Source organism: Nocardioides gansuensis, from assembly GCF_003076135.1.
Classification (GTDB): Bacteria; Actinomycetota; Actinomycetes; order Propionibacteriales; family Nocardioidaceae; genus Nocardioides; species Nocardioides gansuensis.
Window position 1 is genome coordinate 387343 of record NZ_QDGZ01000002.1, and the last position, 15979, is coordinate 403321.

Annotated in this window: 19 protein-coding genes and 1 tRNA gene; 13 read left to right on the forward strand and 7 right to left on the reverse strand. The window is 71.1% G+C overall.

Features of this window, described 5'->3' with window-relative positions:
• The first annotated feature begins 1 nt into the window (after position 1).
• The 5 genes from DDE18_RS06120 to DDE18_RS06135 all read left to right on the forward strand — a co-directional run bounded on the left by DDE18_RS06120 (position 2) and on the right by DDE18_RS06135 (position 2607).
• Positions 2-280, forward strand: a complete 279-nt coding sequence (locus tag DDE18_RS06120) for a hypothetical protein (RefSeq protein ID WP_133241173.1) — start codon at positions 2-4, stop codon at positions 278-280.
• Positions 281-986: 706 nt separating this feature from the next.
• The gene (locus DDE18_RS06125; RefSeq protein ID WP_116571347.1) at positions 987-1307 is read left to right on the forward strand and encodes a hypothetical protein; all 321 of its coding nucleotides are present in this window, start codon (positions 987-989) and stop codon (positions 1305-1307) included.
• Positions 1308-1475: 168 nt separating this feature from the next.
• On the forward strand, positions 1476-1625 hold the full coding sequence (locus DDE18_RS22860) for a hypothetical protein (protein WP_165821058.1): 150 nt from the start codon (positions 1476-1478) through the stop codon (positions 1623-1625).
• A 41-nt stretch (positions 1626-1666) separates the two neighbouring features.
• Positions 1667-2116 (forward strand): hypothetical protein, encoded by a 450-nt coding sequence (locus DDE18_RS06130; protein ID WP_116571348.1) that lies wholly within the window; start codon positions 1667-1669, stop codon positions 2114-2116.
• Between the two features lie 104 nt (positions 2117-2220).
• Positions 2221-2607, forward strand: coding sequence for a hypothetical protein (locus DDE18_RS06135; protein WP_133241174.1), 387 nt, complete (start codon positions 2221-2223; stop codon positions 2605-2607).
• Between the two features lie 139 nt (positions 2608-2746).
• Here the strand turns inward: DDE18_RS06135 and DDE18_RS06140 are convergent, their stop codons facing one another.
• Both DDE18_RS06140 and DDE18_RS06145 read right to left on the reverse strand, forming a co-directional pair.
• Positions 2747-3232, reverse strand: a complete 486-nt coding sequence (locus DDE18_RS06140) for an Hsp20/alpha crystallin family protein (protein WP_116571350.1) — start codon at positions 3230-3232, stop codon at positions 2747-2749.
• A gap of 122 nt (positions 3233-3354) precedes the next feature.
• A tRNA-Leu gene (locus tag DDE18_RS06145) sits at positions 3355-3440 on the reverse strand.
• 77 nt (positions 3441-3517) lie between these two features.
• Here DDE18_RS06145 and DDE18_RS06150 point away from each other — a divergent pair.
• The 3 genes from DDE18_RS06150 to DDE18_RS06160 are packed head-to-tail and all read left to right on the forward strand — an operon-like array spanning position 3518 to position 7294.
• A complete protein-coding gene (locus DDE18_RS06150) occupies positions 3518-4858 on the forward strand; it encodes a M20/M25/M40 family metallo-hydrolase (protein ID WP_116571351.1) in 1341 nt (446 codons plus the stop codon).
• A 49-nt stretch (positions 4859-4907) separates the two neighbouring features.
• Positions 4908-6302: a cytochrome ubiquinol oxidase subunit I gene (locus DDE18_RS06155; RefSeq protein ID WP_245916470.1), complete on the forward strand. Its 1395-nt coding sequence runs from the start codon at positions 4908-4910 to the stop codon at positions 6300-6302.
• Positions 6299-7294, forward strand: coding sequence for a cytochrome d ubiquinol oxidase subunit II (locus DDE18_RS06160; protein ID WP_116571352.1), 996 nt, complete (start codon positions 6299-6301; stop codon positions 7292-7294). Before DDE18_RS06155 ends, DDE18_RS06160 begins: the two co-directional genes overlap by 4 nt.
• Positions 7295-7312: 18 nt before the next feature.
• Here DDE18_RS06160 and DDE18_RS06165 read toward each other — a convergent pair whose 3' ends face one another.
• Together DDE18_RS06165 and DDE18_RS06170 are read right to left on the reverse strand one after the other, a co-directional pair.
• Entirely contained in the window at positions 7313-7537 is a 225-nt protein-coding gene (locus DDE18_RS06165) for a DUF5703 family protein (RefSeq protein ID WP_245916471.1), read from the reverse strand.
• A 5-nt stretch (positions 7538-7542) separates the two neighbouring features.
• Positions 7543-8490: an aldo/keto reductase gene (locus DDE18_RS06170; protein WP_116571354.1), complete on the reverse strand. Its 948-nt coding sequence runs from the start codon at positions 8488-8490 to the stop codon at positions 7543-7545.
• Positions 8491-8566: 76 nt separating this feature from the next.
• On the opposite strand from DDE18_RS06170, the gene DDE18_RS06175 reads away from it, so the two are divergent.
• On the forward strand, positions 8567-9367 hold the full coding sequence (locus tag DDE18_RS06175) for an undecaprenyl-diphosphate phosphatase (protein WP_116571524.1): 801 nt from the start codon (positions 8567-8569) through the stop codon (positions 9365-9367).
• On the opposite strand, the gene DDE18_RS06180 is transcribed toward DDE18_RS06175, so the two are convergent.
• Both DDE18_RS06180 and corA read right to left on the reverse strand, forming a co-directional pair.
• Positions 9357-10616 (reverse strand): MFS transporter, encoded by a 1260-nt coding sequence (locus tag DDE18_RS06180; RefSeq protein ID WP_245916472.1) that lies wholly within the window; start codon positions 10614-10616, stop codon positions 9357-9359. The two genes, DDE18_RS06175 and DDE18_RS06180, sit on opposite strands and share 11 nt — an antisense overlap.
• Entirely contained in the window at positions 10613-11590 is a 978-nt protein-coding gene (corA, locus tag DDE18_RS06185; RefSeq protein ID WP_116571356.1) for a magnesium/cobalt transporter CorA, read from the reverse strand. The genes DDE18_RS06180 and corA overlap by 4 nt, the downstream gene beginning before the upstream one ends.
• A gap of 31 nt (positions 11591-11621) precedes the next feature.
• Between corA and DDE18_RS06190 the strand changes: the two genes are divergently transcribed.
• The 4 genes from DDE18_RS06190 to mshC are packed head-to-tail and all read left to right on the forward strand — an operon-like array spanning position 11622 to position 14988.
• The gene (locus DDE18_RS06190; RefSeq protein WP_170313268.1) at positions 11622-12329 is read left to right on the forward strand and encodes a histidine phosphatase family protein; all 708 of its coding nucleotides are present in this window, start codon (positions 11622-11624) and stop codon (positions 12327-12329) included.
• A gap of 10 nt (positions 12330-12339) precedes the next feature.
• On the forward strand, positions 12340-12918 hold the full coding sequence (locus tag DDE18_RS06195; RefSeq protein WP_116571357.1) for a DUF3090 domain-containing protein: 579 nt from the start codon (positions 12340-12342) through the stop codon (positions 12916-12918).
• Positions 12905-13699, forward strand: a complete 795-nt coding sequence (locus DDE18_RS06200) for an SCO1664 family protein (RefSeq protein ID WP_342748906.1) — start codon at positions 12905-12907, stop codon at positions 13697-13699. Before DDE18_RS06195 ends, DDE18_RS06200 begins: the two co-directional genes overlap by 14 nt.
• Before the next feature lie 47 nt (positions 13700-13746).
• Positions 13747-14988, forward strand: a complete 1242-nt coding sequence (gene mshC, locus DDE18_RS06205; protein WP_116571359.1) for a cysteine--1-D-myo-inosityl 2-amino-2-deoxy-alpha-D-glucopyranoside ligase — start codon at positions 13747-13749, stop codon at positions 14986-14988.
• On the opposite strand, the gene DDE18_RS06210 is transcribed toward mshC, so the two are convergent.
• Entirely contained in the window at positions 14989-15843 is an 855-nt protein-coding gene (locus DDE18_RS06210; protein ID WP_116571360.1) for a PAC2 family protein, read from the reverse strand.
• Between the last annotated feature and the right edge of the window lie 136 nt (positions 15844-15979).

A 15979-nucleotide genomic window follows, 5' to 3' on the forward strand; every position in this document is an offset into this window, starting at 1 on the left:
CGTGGCTTCTCTCGTTGAGCGCGCAACCACTCCCAAGGCCCCCGTGGCCCTGGCGGGCTATGGCGGTTGGTCACGACGGCTCAGTGCGTTCGCAAGGTACGGCCTCATCGCGCGTGACCAGTGCGTCCCCATCAAGGAGCTTTACGTCGCCATCGCCAACGACAAGGGGCGGGTCTCCTTCGAGACACTGATGGCCATGAATGGCGTGCCGGGCTCGGTCAACCACGTGCCAGAAGTGACGGTGTCGCTCTCGGCGCACCCATGGAAGGAGACCTACTGATGTCGTCAACCTTCGTCGTCGCGACGGAACCCGGATGGAGATTCGACTCCGGCGACGTGCTTGGTGCGCTACGGCAGCGCTACGCCGCAAGACAATTTGTCCCGGATCGCGACCCAAGGAGGCTCATCGTCGAGGGGTTCCGGGACGGTTGGGAGGTGAGCGTCGACGACGAGTTGAACGGGTTGGTCATCGATGCGCCCGCAGCGCAGATGCTGGAACTGGTGGCATGGGTGCGTGCCTACGTCCCAGCCGGGGTTGATCTCGTCGTCTACGACAACGCCACCTTCGACGTGCGCCCGCTTCCCCCTGGCATCACCAGCAGCTTGGCGAAGACTTCTGGCCAGATGCGGCGCGTATGGAGGAACGCGCGCGTAAGGTGCCGCCGACGAATGAGGAGCGCATGCGGGCGACGAAGCCGCCTCACCTGCCTTAGCATCACGATCCCGCGGGGGCGCCCACTCGCCGGCGCACACGTGGTTGCGCTTGGATCTTTGGCCGTACGATCCCGAACATCGTGTCGGCTTTCTAAGCCGGCAGCCGAGGCTCTGCGGGGCCGACTCGTTCAGCATCGTGTGTTGAGGAGTGTGGCAATGGATGTTTTGCCGCAGGATCTGGTGCGGTTCGGGGACCGCTATGTCATGCCCGGCAACGTGCGATATCCAGAACACACTGTGACGCTGAGGCAACACCGGCTCCATTGCTCACGATGAAGTTCGGCGCCGTCGCCATCGCAGATCCCTGGTTCCCCGAGGTGGCGCCTGAGCAATCGCTGATCTTGCTGGGAGAAGGTGAGAAGCCGACAGTGTTGACGACCATCACCCGCACCCGAGCCGACAGCGGTCGGGTTGAGACCAAGGCCGTCGCCGCGTCCGTCGGAGATCTCGACGAGGTCATCACATGGCAACCGCTGGTCCAGAACGAACAGCACATGCGCCTCGACTCCGACTCCGCACTCGGTGCCTTCTACGAGATCTCCGACGGGGGATACTCCAGCCCCTCTTCGAGGATTCCCTGCACAGCCGACTGATCGCGGAGGGGTATGGGAAGGGCTGGGTGGTCAACCTCAGCGAGGATCTCACGACGCTCATCATCGAGGCCCCGCCGGCGCCGTTGATGGAGCTCGTTGCCTGGGTGCGCGGATTCGTTCCCGAGGAGGTGGCCCTGCAGATCTTCGACGACCAGTACGAGTTCGAGGTTGCCCCGCTTCGGCCCGGCATCACGCCCGGAGCAGGTCCGGGCGGAGTTCTTCCCCGACGCCTGGCGGGTCGAGCAGATGAGCGCGAAGGAACCTCCGGCGCTCGAGGAGCGGATGCGGGCCGACAAGCCGCCTCACATCCAGTGGTGACACGGGAGGCAACGGGGTTCGCCCCGAGAAGGAGCTGAGCGATGGGTGGAGCTACGTACGTCGTGGTCGCGGAGGATGCGGCATGGCGGTTCGATCCCGAGGAGGTGTTCGACGCGTTGCGCGCCGGCCATCCCGGGAGGTCCTTCTGGCAGGGCCGTGACCGCCGACAGCTGAGGGCGGAGGGGTACGAGAACGGCTGGGAGGTCGACCTCAACGAGGAGGGGACGGCGTTCGTCATCCAGGCCCCGCCGGCGCCGTCGATGGAGCTTGTTGCCTGGGTGCGCGGGTACGTCCCCGACGACGTGGCCCTGCAGGTCTTCGACGACCAGCTCACCTTCGAGGTGGTCCCGCTGCGACCCGGCATCACGCCTGAGCAGGTCCGGGCGGAGTTCTTCCCCGACGCCTGGCGGGTCGAGCAGATGAGCGCGAAGGAACCTCCGGCGCTCGAGGAGCGGATGCGGGCCGACAAGCCGCCTCACATCCAGTGGTGACACGGGGGAGACACGTGGGGTCCGCCCCGAGAAGGAGCTGAGCGATGGGTGCAACGATGTTCGTCAAAGTCGCAGATCCCGTATGGCGGTTCGACCCTGAAGAGGTGTTCGCAGCCTTGCGCAACGCCTACGCCGGACAATCCTTCTGGCAGGGAGACGACCGCCGCCAGTTGATGGCGGAGGGTTTCGCGGACGGCTGGGAGGTCAACCTCAACGAGGAGGGGACAGCCTTCGTCATCAAGGCGCCGCCGGCGCCGTTGATGGAGCTGGTTGTCTGGGTGCGCGGATACGTCCCGGACGAGGTGACCCTGCAGATCTTCGACGACCAGCTCACCTTCGACGTGGCCCCGCTGCGGCCCGGCATCACACCGGAGCAGGTGCGGGCGGAGTTCTACCCCGACGCCTGGCGGGTCGAGCAGATGAGCGCGAAGGAACCTCCGACGCTCGAGGAGCAGATGCGGGCCGACAAGCCGCCACACCTCCCGTGGTGACCCGAGGCCCTGTCACGTTTCGCCCCGAATGGAGCTCGGGAAGGGGTACCACGACGTTCGTCACCCGGTGGGCTGACCTCGGCAAGTCGGAGAAGGGCCCTAGGGAGCCCAGGACCCTTCCTTCCTTGGGCCGCCCGGTTCAGGCGACCTTCTTCTTCCACCGCCTCAGGACGTCGCCGAGGTGGTGGTGCCGGCTCTCCGAACCGGCGCCCAGCTCGCGCTCCTTGCCCTCGCTGATTGCGACCGAGACCTTGCGCGGCTTGGCACCCGCGGCCAGCGGCAGGGTCAGCGTCAGCACGCCGTCGGTGAGGTCCGCGGTGATCGCGTCCACGTCGACGGAGTCATCGAGCGCCAGGCGTCGTACGACCGCGTGGTGGCTGCGCTCGCGCACCACCCAGCCCTCGTCCTTGTCCTCGCGCTGCGACGAGCGCTCGGCGCGGACGGTCAGGTAGCCGTCCTCGACGGAGACGTCGACCGCGCCCGGGTCGACGCCCGGGACATCCATTTGGACGACGAAGCGCTCGTCCTCGCGCCGCACGTCCATCGGCCCGTCCCAGCCGGTCTCGCGCTCCATCGGGAAGAACGAGCCGAGACGATCGAGTGCGGTGTTCGTGTCCTGAACCATTCTTCACCTCCCGTCACGAGATGTGGATCCCTCTCCATCTGTGATGCCGGAGGCCGCCCGGATATTCCCGCCTGGGGCGGGGAAAATGAAGAAAAGGCCCTGTGGAGCCAGGGCCTTTCCAGTGTCCGAGGGGGGACTTGAACCCCCACGCCCTAATACGGGCACTAGCACCTCAAGCTAGCGCGTCTGCCAATTCCGCCACCCGGACGAGTGCTGGAGAACAGTAGCAAAGCAGGGGTCCAGTTCCGGAATCGGGGTGCCCACGACGTGGGGCAGGATGGCCCCATGGCCGAAGACACCCAGGACGCCCGCTACGACCCCGCGGCCGAGGTCGTGGAGCTGTGCAGCGAGCTGATCCGGATCGACACCACCAACTACGGCAACGGGGAGGCGACGGGGGAGCGGAAGGCGGCCGAACGCGTCGCGTCCCTGCTCGACGAGGTGGGCATCGAGGCCCGCATCATCGAGGGCGTCCCGGGCCGGGCCAACGTGGTCGCCCGGTGGGGAGGCGGGGCCTCGACGGGCTCGCCCACCGAGAGCAAGCCGCCGCTGCTGCTGCACGGCCACCTCGACGTCGTACCCGCCGCTGCCGAGGACTGGCAGGTCCACCCCTTCTCCGGCGAGGTGCAGGACGGCTACGTCTGGGGACGCGGCGCCGTCGACATGAAGGACTTCGACGCGATGCTGCTCAGCGTGGTCCGGGCGCGGGCCAGGGCGGGTGCGCTCCCCGACCGCGAGCTCGTGCTCTGCTTCACGGCGGACGAGGAGGCGGGCGGCCACGAGGGGGCGGAGGTCCTCGTGGAGCAGTACGCCGACGAGCTGGCCGACTGCTCGGAGGCGGTCGGCGAGGTCGGAGGCTTCACCACGACCGTCAAGGGACAGCGGGTCTACCTCATCGAGGCCGCCGAGAAGGGGATGGCCTGGATGCGGCTGCGGGCCCGGGGCACCGCCGGGCACGGCTCGATGGTGAACCGCGACAACGCGGTGACCAACCTCGCGGCCGCGGTGGCGCGCCTGGGCGCGCACGAGTGGCCGGTGCGGCTCACCCCCGCGATGGAGGTGCTCCTGGCGACGGTCGGCGAGATCGCCGGCGAGCCGGCGACGCCCGACAACGCAGAGGCGCTGGTGGGGGAGTTCGAGAGCTCCGCGCGGATGCTCGGGGCCGTCATCCGCAACACGCTCAACCCCACGATGCTGGACGCCGGCTACAAGGTGAACGTCATCCCGACCGAGGCGACCGCCCACGTCGACGGCCGCTTCCTGCCCGGCTTCGAGGACGAGTTCTTCGCGACCCTCGACAAGCTGCTGGGGCCGGACGTGGAGCGGGAGTTCCTCAGCCACCAGCAGCCCTGGGAGTCACCGACCGACGGCCACCTGATGTCCGCAATGACCCGGGCGATCCTCGCGGAGGACCCGGACGGCCTGGTCGCGCCGTACCTGATGAGCGGCGGCACCGATGCCAAGCACTTCCGCAAGCTGGGCATGCAGTCCTACGGCTTCGCACCGCTGCGGCTGCCGGCCGAGCTGGACTTCGGTGCCCTGTTCCACGGCGTCGACGAGCGCGTGCCGGTGGACGCCCTGGAGTTCGGCGCGCGGGTCTTCGACCGCTTCCTTGACGACGCGTAGGCCCCACCCGGGAGATTGTGCATCTGTTCACAAGCGTTAGTCTGAGGCCGTGAACAGCTCCCTGGAGATCCTCACGGCCCTGGCCGCAGACCCCGAGGGCCTGCTGCCGGCGCGGAACCAGATGGCGCTCTCGCTGGGCTGGCACATCATCCTGGCCTGCTTCGGCGTCGCCTTCCCGGCGATGATCTTCGTCGTCCACCGCCGCGGGGTGGTCAAGGGCGACGCGGACGCCCTGGAGCTGGCCCGTCGCTGGTCGAAGGTCTCGGCCGTCCTCTTCGCGATCGGCGCGGTCTCCGGCACCGTGCTCAGCTTCGAGATGGGGCTCCTCTGGCCGGGCCTGATGGGTCCGTTCGGCGATGTCCTCGGCCTGCCGTTCGCGTTCGAGGGGCTCGCCTTCTTCGTCGAGGCGATCTTCCTCGGCATCTACCTCTACGGCTGGGGCCGCCTGGCGCCGCGGGTGCACCTGCTGACCCTGCTGCCGATGATGGCCGCCGGCGTCGTCGGCTCCTTCTGCGTGCTCGCGGTCAACGCCTGGATGAACAACCCCACCGGCTTCCGCTACGTCGACGGCGAGGTCACCGACGTCGACCCGTGGGCCGCGATGTTCAACGACGGCGTGTGGCTGATGTTCGCCCACATGTGGGTGGGTGCCTTCGTCGTGGTCGGCTTCGCCGTCTCGGGCGTGTACGCCGCGGGCCTGCTGCGCGGGCGCCGCGACCGCCACCACCGGCTCGGCTTCATGGTGCCGTTCGTCTTCGCGACCGTCGCCGCCCTGGCCCAGCCCCTGGTGGGCCATGTGCTGGGCCTGCGGCTGGCCGAGACCCAGCCGGCGAAGCTGGCGGCCTTCGAGCTGGCCGAGACCACCGAGCAGCCGGCGCCGCTGCGCCTGGGCGGGGTGCTCATCGACGGCGAGTTCCGCTACGGCATCGAGATCCCGAAGGTGGGCTCGCTGATCGCACGCAACAGCCTCGGCAAGCCGGTGCCGGGCCTCGACACGGTGCCCGAGGACGAGCGCCCGCCGGTCAACCTGACCCACCTCGCCTTCCAGGCGATGGTCGGCCTCGGGACCCTGCTCGCCGCCCTGGGACTGCTTTTCTGGGCGGCACGCTGGCGCGGCATCGAGCTGCTGGAGCGGCGGTGGTACCTGCGCTGCGCCGTCGCCGCCGGACCCCTCGCCGCGATCGCCCTCGAGGCCGGCTGGATCGCCACCGAGGTCGGGAGGCAGCCGTGGGTGGTCTACGGCGTGCTCCGCACCACCGAGGCGGCCGGCGAGAGCCCGTGGATCTGGTGGAGCCTCACCGGCACGATCGTGGTCTACGCCGGCATGACGGTCGGTGCGATCGTCGTGCTGCGGTCGATGGCACGGCGCTGGCGGGCGGGCGAGCACGACCTGCCGAGCCCCTACGCGCCGGGCTCGCCCGAGCTGGAGGAGAGCAGCCGATGAGCATCGAGCTCGCCGTCGCGGCGGCGCTCTTCGCCGGCGTCGTCCTCTACGCCGTCTTCGGCGGGGCGGACTTCGGCTCCGGCTTCTTCGACGCCATCGCCGGTGGCAGCCGACGCGGCGCGGAGGTGCGCACGCTCATCGACCACAGCATCGGGCCGGTCTGGGAGGCCAACCACGTGTGGCTGATCTACGTGCTGGTGACCTGGTGGACCGCGTTCCCCGAGACGTTCGCCGCCGCGATGACCACGCTGGCAGTGCCGCTGATGCTGGCGCTGCTCGGCATCGTGCTGCGCGGCGCCAGCTTCGCGTTCCGCAAGTACGCCGCCACGCTGGCGCAGGCGCGCCTGTTCGGCGTGGTCTTCGCGGGGTCGTCGCTGATCACGCCGTTCTTCCTCGGTGCTGTGGCGGGGGCGATCGCCTCGGGCCGGGTGCCCGCGGAGGGTGGGGGAGACCTGTTCTCCTCGTGGCTGACCCCCACATCGCTGTTCGGCGGCCTCATCGCCGTGGGGACGTGCGCCTTCCTCGCCGGCACGTTCCTGGTCGCCGACGCCGGCCGCTCCGGCGATCCGGCCCTGGCCGACCAGCTGCGGCGCCGCACGCTCGGCGTGGGCGTGGTGACCGGAGCCGTGGTCTTCGCCGCCCTGCTGCCGCTGCGGGCGGACGCGCCCACCCTGTTCGAGGGTCTGACGGGCAGGGCGGTGCCGCTCATGGTGCTCTCCGCGGTCGCCGGCGCGGCCACCCTCGCCCTGCTGTGGCGCCGCCGGGACGGCCTGGCCCGGGTCACCGCCGTGACCGCGGTCGGCAGCGTGGTGCTGGGCTGGGGCGTCGGCCAGTACCCGTGGATCCTCGTCGACGAGGTGACCATCACCGAGGCGGCCGGCGCCACCGCGACCCTGCAGGGACTGCTGTTCGCCGTCGGCCTCGCCGCCGTGATCGTCGTACCCGCCCTGGCGCTGCTGTTCCGGATGACCCAGACCGACCCACGGCACTGATCCGGGTGCGAGGGCGCCCTAGACGAAGAGCGTCAGCCGCTGGCGGATGATCTTGCGGCGCAGCACCACGCGGCGTACGCCATCCTGGCCGATCCGCAGCCGGTCGAGCTCCCAGCCTCCGTGCTCGGCCCTCTCGACGAGCAGCTTCGTCACCACGGTGCGCGGGTAGTCACGCGGGAACGTCACCGTGTCGAACTCCCACTCCACTCCCGGACGCGGTGGGCGGCGGTGCGCGCGTGGCATGGCAATCAGTCTCCACTCACATCGTCGAGTGCCTCAACGATCTCGACGGGCAGGCTCAGCTCCTCCACACCCAGGGCGCCATGGAGCTGGACGGCGGTGCGGGCCCCCACGACGGGGGCGGTGACACCCGGCCGGTCGCGCACCCACACCAGGGCCACCTCGAGCGGCGTCCACCCCAGGCCCTCGGCCGCGCGGGCGACGCCCTCGACGATGGCGCGGCCGCGCTCGTCGAGGTAGGGCGTGACGAAGCCGGCGAAGTGCTGGGAGGCCGCACGCGAGTCGGACGGCGTGCCGCCGCGGTACTTGCCGGTCAGCACCCCGCGTCCCAGCGGCGACCACGGCAGTACGCCGAGGCCGAGCGCCTCCGCGGCAGGGAGCACCTCGTGCTCGACGTGGCGGTTGACCAGGCTGTACTCCACCTGCGTCGAGGCCAGCGTCGCGCGCCCGGGCACGGCACGCTGCCAGGTGGCCGCCTGGGCCGTCTGCCAGCCGGTGTAGTTGGAGATGCCGACGTAGGAGGCCCGCCCCGAGGAGACCGCGAAGTCGAGCGCGGTCAGCGTCTCCTCGACGGGCGTGTCGTCGGTCCACACGTGCACCTGCCACAGGTCGACGTGGTCGACCTTCAGCCGGCGCAGCGACGCGTCGAGGCTGGTGAGCAGGTGGCCGCGGGAGGTGTCGGTGACCCGCTCGCCCGTACGCCGCGAGATGCCGGCCTTGGTGGCCAGCACGACCTCGTCCCGGGAGACGACGTCCCCGAGGAGGGAGCCGATCAGCTGCTCGCTGGCGCCGTCGCCGTACCCCGCGGCCGTGTCGATGAGCGTGCCGCCCGCCTCGGCGAAGGCGATCAGCTGGTCGCGGGCCTCGTGCTCGTCGGTGTCACGGCCCCACGTCATGGTGCCCAGGCCGAGCCTGGACACCTTCAGCCCGGTCGAGCCGAGCGCGCGCCTCTGCATACGGGGCAGGGTAGCGACGGGCCCCACCACGCACCCCGTAGGCTCACCGCCCGTGTGGGATCTCGTGAAGGCCGTCATGCTCGGCACCATCCAGGGGCTCACGGAGTTCCTGCCGATCTCCAGCAGCGCCCATCTGCGGATCTTCCCCGAGCTCTTCGGCTGGGGCGACCCGGGCGCGGCGTTCACCGCGGTCATCCAGATCGGCACCGAGCTCGCGGTGCTCATCTACTTCCGCAAGGACATCTTCCGGATCGCGAGCGCCTGGCTGCGCTCGCTCGTGCAGCCGGAGTGGCGCGGCCACCTCGACGCCCGGATGGGCTGGTTCATCATCATCGGCTCGCTGCCGATCGTGGTGCTGGGCGTCCTGCTCAAGGACGTCATCGAACGGGACTTCCGCAACCTCTGGATCATCGGCACGACGCTGATCGTGCTGGGCGTGGTGCTGGGGATCGCCGACCGGGTGAGCAGCAGCACGAAGGTCATCCGCCAGATCACCCTCCGCGACGCGGTGCTGATGGGCGCGGCCCAGGCGTTGGCGCTGATCCCCGGCGTCTCCCGCTCGGGCGCGACGATCTCGATGGGGCGCTTCCTCGGCTACGAGCGCGAGGCCGCCACCCGCTACGCCTTCCTCCTGGCGATCCCCGCCGTCGTCGGCGCCGGCCTCTTCGAGCTCCAGGAGATCCCGCATGGCGAGAACGCCTACGGCTGGGGCCCCACCCTCGTGGCGACGGTGGTCTCCTTCCTGGTGGGGTACGCCGCGATCGCGTGGCTGCTGCGCTACGTCTCGACGAGGTCCTACACGCCGTTCGTGCTCTACCGCGTCGCCCTCGGCGGCGCCACCCTGGCGCTGCTCAGCGCGGGCGTGCTCACCGCCTGACCGGGTCCCGCTCGAGGGTCCGCAGCGTCGTCCAGAGCAGTACGAGGGCCGCGAGCTGGGTGACCGCGACCACCGCCACCAGCCAGGTGAGGGAGCGCTCGTAGAGCCAGCCTGCACCCGCGCCGCCGCCGATCGCCAGCGCGCCCTGGATGCCGGCGAAGACGCCGTAGGCGGTCGCCCGGCGGGACGCGGGCACGAGGTCGGCCACGACCGCCTTGATCGTGGAGTCCTGCACCCCCTGCGCGAAGCCCCACGCCACGACGCCGGCGAGCACCAGCGCCACGGTGCCCGCGAACGCCAGCGCGGGGACGACCGCCACCAGCACCGGCACGACCAGCAGGATGCGCGTGCCGGTGCGGTCGTAGGCCCAGCCGACGACCAGCGCGGCGACCGCCTCGACCGCCATCGCGCCGGCGTAGACCAGCGGGACCGAGGAGACCGGCACCAGGTCGTCGACGACCAGGTGGTAGCCGATGATGCCCCAGGTGACCAGCGCGCCCGTGGTGAGCGAGGCCGCGAGCGCGTAGCGGAAGAACGCCGCCGGGAGTCCCGCGCCCGCGGCCTCGGCGAGCCAGCCCCGGGTGGGCAGGGTGCCCGTCGCCACCGGGGCCGACGCCCCGTCGTACACGGACGGGTCGGGGACCCTGATCCGCAACACGACGAGCAGCACCATCGCCAGCGCCCCCGGGACGGCCAGCGCGGCCATGCCGGGCCAGATCACCCCGGCGGCCGCTGCGATGACCGCCGCGACCAGCAGCGGGCCGGCGAACGCGCCCACCTGGTCGAGCGCCTTGTGCACGCCGAAGCCGCGGCCGCGGCCGACCGCCCCGGCGACGTGCGCGAGGAGCGCGGACTTGGACGGGGACCGGACCGCCTTGCCGAGCCGCTCGAGCAGGATCAGCGTCACCGCGAGCGCGAGCCCCGCGGCACCGACCCGGGGCACGAACCAGAGCAGGGGCACGCACACCACGGTCAGCCCGTAACCGGCCAGCGTGAGCGTCCAGTAGCGCCCCGTGCGGTCCGCGACCGGGCCGAAGACGAGCCGCATGACGAGCGCCACCGCCTCGCCCGCCCCGGTGACAAGGCCGACGACCACGGCGGACGCGCCCGCGGCCGCCAGGACGGGTCCGTACATCGAGCGCGCGCCCTCGTAGACCATGTCGGCGAAGAGGCTGACGAAGCCGAACCACCACACCACCCGCCAGGCACCCATCCGTGCGCCCGGAGCGGACGACGCGGCAGCGCTCACAGCCAGCCGGACTTCTTGAAGAACCAGAACAGCACGCCCGAGACGCCGAACATCAGGAACAGGGCCCAGGCGTAGCCGAAGGTCCAGTGCAGCTCGGGCATGAAGTCGAAGTTCATGCCGTAGATCCCGGCGATCAGCGTGGGCACCACGATCAGGGCCGCGCCCGCCGAGATCTTGCGCATGTCCTCGTTCTGCTGCACCGAGATCTGCGCGATGTGCGCGTCGAAGGCCGTCGTCAGCAGGTTGTCGAGGTTGTCGATCACCTCGGAGACCCGATTGAGGTGGTCGGAGACGTCTCGGAAGTAGGTGGCCGTCTCGGCGTCGATCCCGGACACCTGGCCATGGGCGAACCGCCTGACCGGCTCCCGCAGCGGCAGCACCGCGCGGCGTACCTCGGCGATCTCCCGCTTGAGGGTGTAGATGCGCTGGGAGTCGCGGGTGCGCTGCGCCGAGAAGACCGACTCCTCGACCTCGTCGACGTCCGCCTCGAGGGCGGCGGCGACCTTCTCGTACTCGTCGACGACCCGGTCGCACACGGCGTACATCACCGCCGCCGGGCCGTGCTCGAGCACCTGTGCCCGCTGCTCGAGGTCACGGCGGGAGGTCGCGAGGTTGACCCCCTCGCCGTGGCGAACGGTGATCACGAAGTCGGCGCCGACGAACATGCCGATCTCGCCGGTCTCCACCGCGTCCTCGCTGTCGACGTACCAGAGCGTCTTGAGGACCAGGAAGAGCACGTCGCCGTAGCGCTCCACCTTGGGCCGCTGGTGCCGGTCGCCCACGTCCTCGACGGCGAGCGGGTGCAGCTCGAAGGCCTCCGCGATCGAGCGCAGCTCATCGGGCGCGGGGTCGTGGATGCCGATCCACTGGAAGTCGCTGCCGGTGCAGCGCATGCGGGCGTGGGCGATCGACCGGGCGTCGGTCTCCAGCGGCACGCGGACGCCGCCGCGGTAGAGCGCGTTGTCGACGATCACAGGCGCAGGCTAGTCCCACTAGGGTCGCTGCATGGCAACCGTGATCCTGGTGCGGCACGGCCGCACCACGGCGAACGCCACCGGCATGCTGGCGGGCCGGCTCCCGGGCGTGCGTCTGGACGAGACCGGCACCGCACAGGCCGACCGGACCGGCGAGCGGCTGGCCGCCGTCCGCCTCGCCAGGATCGTCACCAGCCCGCTGGATCGGTGCCGGCAGACGGCCCGGGCGATCACGCAGCGCCAGGCCGACGGGGTGCGTGCCACCACCGACCGGCACCTCACCGAGTGCGACTACGGCGACTGGCAGGGCCGGCCGCTCAAGGACCTCGCCCGCGACAAGCTGTGGCGCACCGTCCAGGCGCAGCCGTCGGCGGTCACCTTCCCGGGAGGCGAGTCGATGCGGGCGATGCAGGACCGTGCGGTCGCAGCCGTACGCCGCCACGACAGCGCCGTCGAGGCCGAGCACGGCCCCGGCGCGGTCTGGGTCGCCGTGTCGCACGGCGACGTGATCAAGGCGGTGCTGGCCGACGCCCTCGGCACCCACCTCGACCTCTTCCAGCGGATCCAGGTGGACCCGGGGTCGGTGTCGATCGTCCGGTTCACCGAGACGCGGCCCTATGTGCTGTGCACCAACACGCACGCCGGCGACCTGGCCTGGCTCAACGCCCCGGCCCGCCGCCGGCACAGCCGGCGCTCGGCGGACGCTCCCGTCGGGGGCGGCGCTGGAGCCGGGTCCTAGGGTGACCGGTATGCCCCTCGTGCACGCCTTCGACCCGCCCGAGCGATTCGTGGTGGGCACCGTCGGGATGCCCGGCCAGCGCACCTTCTTCCTCCAGGCGCGCGACGGCAGCCGGATCACGACCGTGGCCCTGGAGAAGCAGCAGGTGATGGCGCTCGCCGACCGCATCGACGAGCTGCTGGACGAGCTCATGACGTCCCAGGGCGGCAGCACCGTCATCCCTGCCGTCGCGCCGTTCGACCTGACGGACAACGACCCGCTGGAGCAGCCGCTCGAGGAGGAGTTCCGCGCGGGCACCATGACCCTGTCGTGGGACCCCACCGACGAGCGCATCGTGATCGAGGTCTTCCCGTTCACCGAGGCGGCCGTCGTCACCCCCGACCAGGTCGACGAGGACTTCGAGGAGCCCGAGCCCGAGGAGCTGCTCCTGGTGCGCCTCCGTCCCGGCGCGGCCCGCGCCTTCGTCGAGCGCTCGCGCTCGGTGGTGGGCGCAGGTCGGCCCGACTGCCCGTTCTGCGGCGGCCCGATCGACCCAGACGGGCACCTCTGCGTGCGGGCCAACGGCTTCAAGCGCCGTGACCCCCAGTGAGACCGGGCTGAGCGGGATGGAGCGCAGTGAGCTGCTGACCGGTGAGCTCACCCTCCACGGGCGGGTGATGCCGGCCTCCAACGCCACCTTCGTCGGCGAGGTCGCGGGCACCCGGGTCGTCTACAAGCCGGTGGCGGGGGAGCGGCCGCTGTGGGACTTCCCCGACGGCACGCTCGCCGCGCGCGAGGTCGCGGCGTACGCCGTCTCGGAGGCCTTCGCCTGGGACGTCGTGCCGCGCACCTTCATCCGCGACGGCCCGCACGGGCCTGGCATGGTGCAGGTCTGGTGCGAGCCCGACCCCGCGCAGGTGCCGGTGGACATCGTCGCCGCCGGGGCCGTCCCGGCGGGCTACCTCCACGTCTTCGACGGGGTCGACGGCCAGGACCGGCCGGTCTCGCTCGTGCACGAGGACTCTCCTGCGCTGCGGCGGATGGCCGTCTTCGACATCGTGGTCAACAACGCCGACCGCAAGGGCGGTCACGTGCTCGCGATGGTTGACGGCCACCGGCACGGCGTCGACCACGGCCTGACCTTCCACGTGGAGCACAAGCTGCGCACGGTGCTGTGGGGCTGGCTCGGCGACCTGCTGACCGACGCCGAGCGGGCCGGGGTCGAGCGGGTCCTGGCGGCGCTCGACGGCGACCTCGGCCAGCGGCTCGGCGGGCTGCTGACGCCTCGCGAGGTCGAGGCGACCCGGGCCCGCGCGCGGGCCCTGCTCGCCGCAGGGGAGATGCCGGCGCCGCGTGACGAGTGGCCGGTCATCCCCTGGCCGCCCTTCTAGGCGCGGCCGGTCGAGCGGATGCGAGATCGCCGGATAGGCTGCGCGTCATGCGTGCCTGGTCTGCCCCCGAGGTCCCGAGCCTCAGCGTCCGTGGCCCCCGGGTCCGGGTGCACGACACCGCCACGGGCGGCCTCGTCGAGACGACACCCGAGGGCCCCGCGCGGCTCTACGTCTGCGGCATCACGCCCTACGACGCCACCCACCTGGGGCACGCCGCCACCTACGTCGCCTTCGACCTGCTCAACCGCGCCTGGCGCTCCGCCGGGCACGACGTCAGCTACGTCCAGAACGTCACCGACGTCGACGACCCGCTGCTCGAGCGCGCCGCGAAGGTCCACGTCGACTGGGTCGAGCTGGCCGAGCGCGAGACCGAGCTGTTCCGTGAGGACATGCATGCCCTGCGCGTCCTGCCGCCCGACCACTACGTCGGTGCCGTGGAGTCGATCCCGCTCGTGGTCGCGCTGATCCAGGAGCTGCAGCGCCTGGGCGTGGTCTACCAGGTCGAGGACGACCTCTACTTCTCCGTCACCGCCGACCCCGCCTTCGGCCAGGTCTCCGGCTTCGACCGCGAGACCATGCTGCGGATCTACCCCGAGCGCGGAGGCGACCCGGAGCGCCCGGGCAAGAAGGACCCCCTCGACTGCGTGCTGTGGCGTGGCGAGCGGCCCGGCGAGCCGTCCTGGGACAGCCCGTTCGGCAAGGGCCGCCCCGGCTGGCACATCGAGTGCACCGCGATCGCGCGTGAGCACCTCGGCTCCGCCTTCGACGTGCAGGGCGGCGGCAGCGACCTCGTCTTCCCCCACCACGAGATGTGCGCCGGCGAGGCGCAGGTCGCCTCCCCGGGGGAGCGCTTCGCTCGTGCCTACGTGCACGCCGGGATGGTCGGCTACGACGGCGAGAAGATGTCGAAGTCGAAGGGCAACCTTGTCTTCGTCTCGGCCCTGCGCCGCAGCGAGGTCGACCCGATGGCGATCCGCCTGGTGCTGCTGCGCCACCACTACCGCAGCGACTGGGAGTGGACCGACGACCAGCTGTGGGATGCCGTCGACACGCTGGCCACCTGGCGGCGTGCCTTCACGCTCGGCGCCGGTGCGCCCGCGGCACCCGTGGTCGAGCAGGTGCTTGCCGCCCTGGCGGACGACCTCGACGCGCCGCGGGCCGTGGCCGCCGTCCAGCAGTGGGTCGACGAGACCCTCGGCCACGACGAGCACCTGGCCGACAACAGCGACCGCGAGGCCGCGGCCACGCTGCTGCCTGTGCTCGATGCGGCGCTCGGCCTCAGTCTCTGATCAGGCCTCGTCGTCGCCGCGGGTGCGCTTGAGGAAGCGCTCGAACTCGCGGGCGATCGCCTCGCCGCTCGCCTCCGGCAGCTCGGTGGTGTCGCGGGTCTCCTCCAGCGACCTGACGTACGCCGCGATGTCCTCGTCGTCCTCGGCCAGCTCGTCGACCCCGCGCTCCCACGCACGGGAGTCCTCGGGGAGCTCGCCGAGGGGGATGCTGCACTCGAGCAGGTCCTCGAGCTGACCGAGCAGGGCGAGCGTCGCCTTCGGGCAGGGCGGCTGGGCAACGTAGTGCGGCACGGCGGCCCAGTAGGACACCGACGGGATGTCGAGCTGAAGGCACGCGTCGTGGAAGACGCCGACGATGCCGGTGGGACCCTCGTAGGTCGACTGCTCCAGCTTGAGGCGGTCCACCAGGTCGGGCTCCGAGGCCGTGCCCGTGACGGGGATGGGGCGGGTGTGCGGCGTGTCGGCGAGCAGGGCGCCCAGGGTGACGACCAGCTCGGCGCCGAGGTCGTCGCAGGCGGCCAGCAGCTCGGCGCAGAACTGCCGCCAGCGCATGTTGGGCTCGATGCCGCGGATCAGGATGACGTCGCGATCCAGCTCGGGCGGCGAGGCGATGGCGAGCCGGCTGGTGGGCCAGGTGATCCGGCGGTGGCCATGGGCGTCCGAGCCCACCACGGGGCGGTTGACCTGGAAGTCGTAGAACTCCTCCGGGTCGATGGCGCCGATGACCCGCGCGTCCCACACGTCCATGAGGTGGTCGATGACACCGGAGGCCGCATCGGCGGCGTCGTTCCAGCCTTCGAAGGCGGCGATGACCACCGGGGACACGAGGTCCTGCACGTCGTCGAACTCGATCACCAGACCAGCCTAGGACCATGGCCCAGCCGGCGATTTCCTCCCGGGGTCCTGGCGGTGTCACGATCTGGGAACTCTGTCCATGGTGTGGACACCGTCCCTAGGCTGGTTGCCTGCCGAGAGGAGCCGAGAGGCCTGT

What these genes read in the sequence shown, in the direction of transcription:
- DDE18_RS06125 (WP_116571347.1), top strand. Translation starts at nt 987, where the DNA reads ATGAAGTTCGGCGCCGTCGCCATCGCAGATCCCTGGTTCCCCGAGGTG.
- DDE18_RS06130 (WP_116571348.1), top strand. Translation starts at nt 1,667, where the DNA reads ATGGGTGGAGCTACGTACGTCGTGGTCGCGGAGGATGCGGCATGGCGG.
- DDE18_RS06140 (WP_116571350.1), bottom strand. Translation starts at nt 3,232, where the DNA reads ATGGTTCAGGACACGAACACCGCACTCGATCGTCTCGGCTCGTTCTTC.
- DDE18_RS06150 (WP_116571351.1), top strand. Translation starts at nt 3,518, where the DNA reads ATGGCCGAAGACACCCAGGACGCCCGCTACGACCCCGCGGCCGAGGTC.
- DDE18_RS06160 (WP_116571352.1), top strand. Translation starts at nt 6,299, where the DNA reads ATGAGCATCGAGCTCGCCGTCGCGGCGGCGCTCTTCGCCGGCGTCGTC.
- DDE18_RS06165 (WP_245916471.1), bottom strand. Translation starts at nt 7,537, where the DNA reads ATGCCACGCGCGCACCGCCGCCCACCGCGTCCGGGAGTGGAGTGGGAG.
- DDE18_RS06170 (WP_116571354.1), bottom strand. Translation starts at nt 8,490, where the DNA reads ATGCAGAGGCGCGCGCTCGGCTCGACCGGGCTGAAGGTGTCCAGGCTC.
- DDE18_RS06175 (WP_116571524.1), top strand. Translation starts at nt 8,567, where the DNA reads ATGCTCGGCACCATCCAGGGGCTCACGGAGTTCCTGCCGATCTCCAGC.
- DDE18_RS06190 (WP_170313268.1), top strand. Translation starts at nt 11,622, where the DNA reads ATGGCAACCGTGATCCTGGTGCGGCACGGCCGCACCACGGCGAACGCC.
- DDE18_RS06195 (WP_116571357.1), top strand. Translation starts at nt 12,340, where the DNA reads ATGCCCCTCGTGCACGCCTTCGACCCGCCCGAGCGATTCGTGGTGGGC.
- mshC (WP_116571359.1), top strand. Translation starts at nt 13,747, where the DNA reads ATGCGTGCCTGGTCTGCCCCCGAGGTCCCGAGCCTCAGCGTCCGTGGC.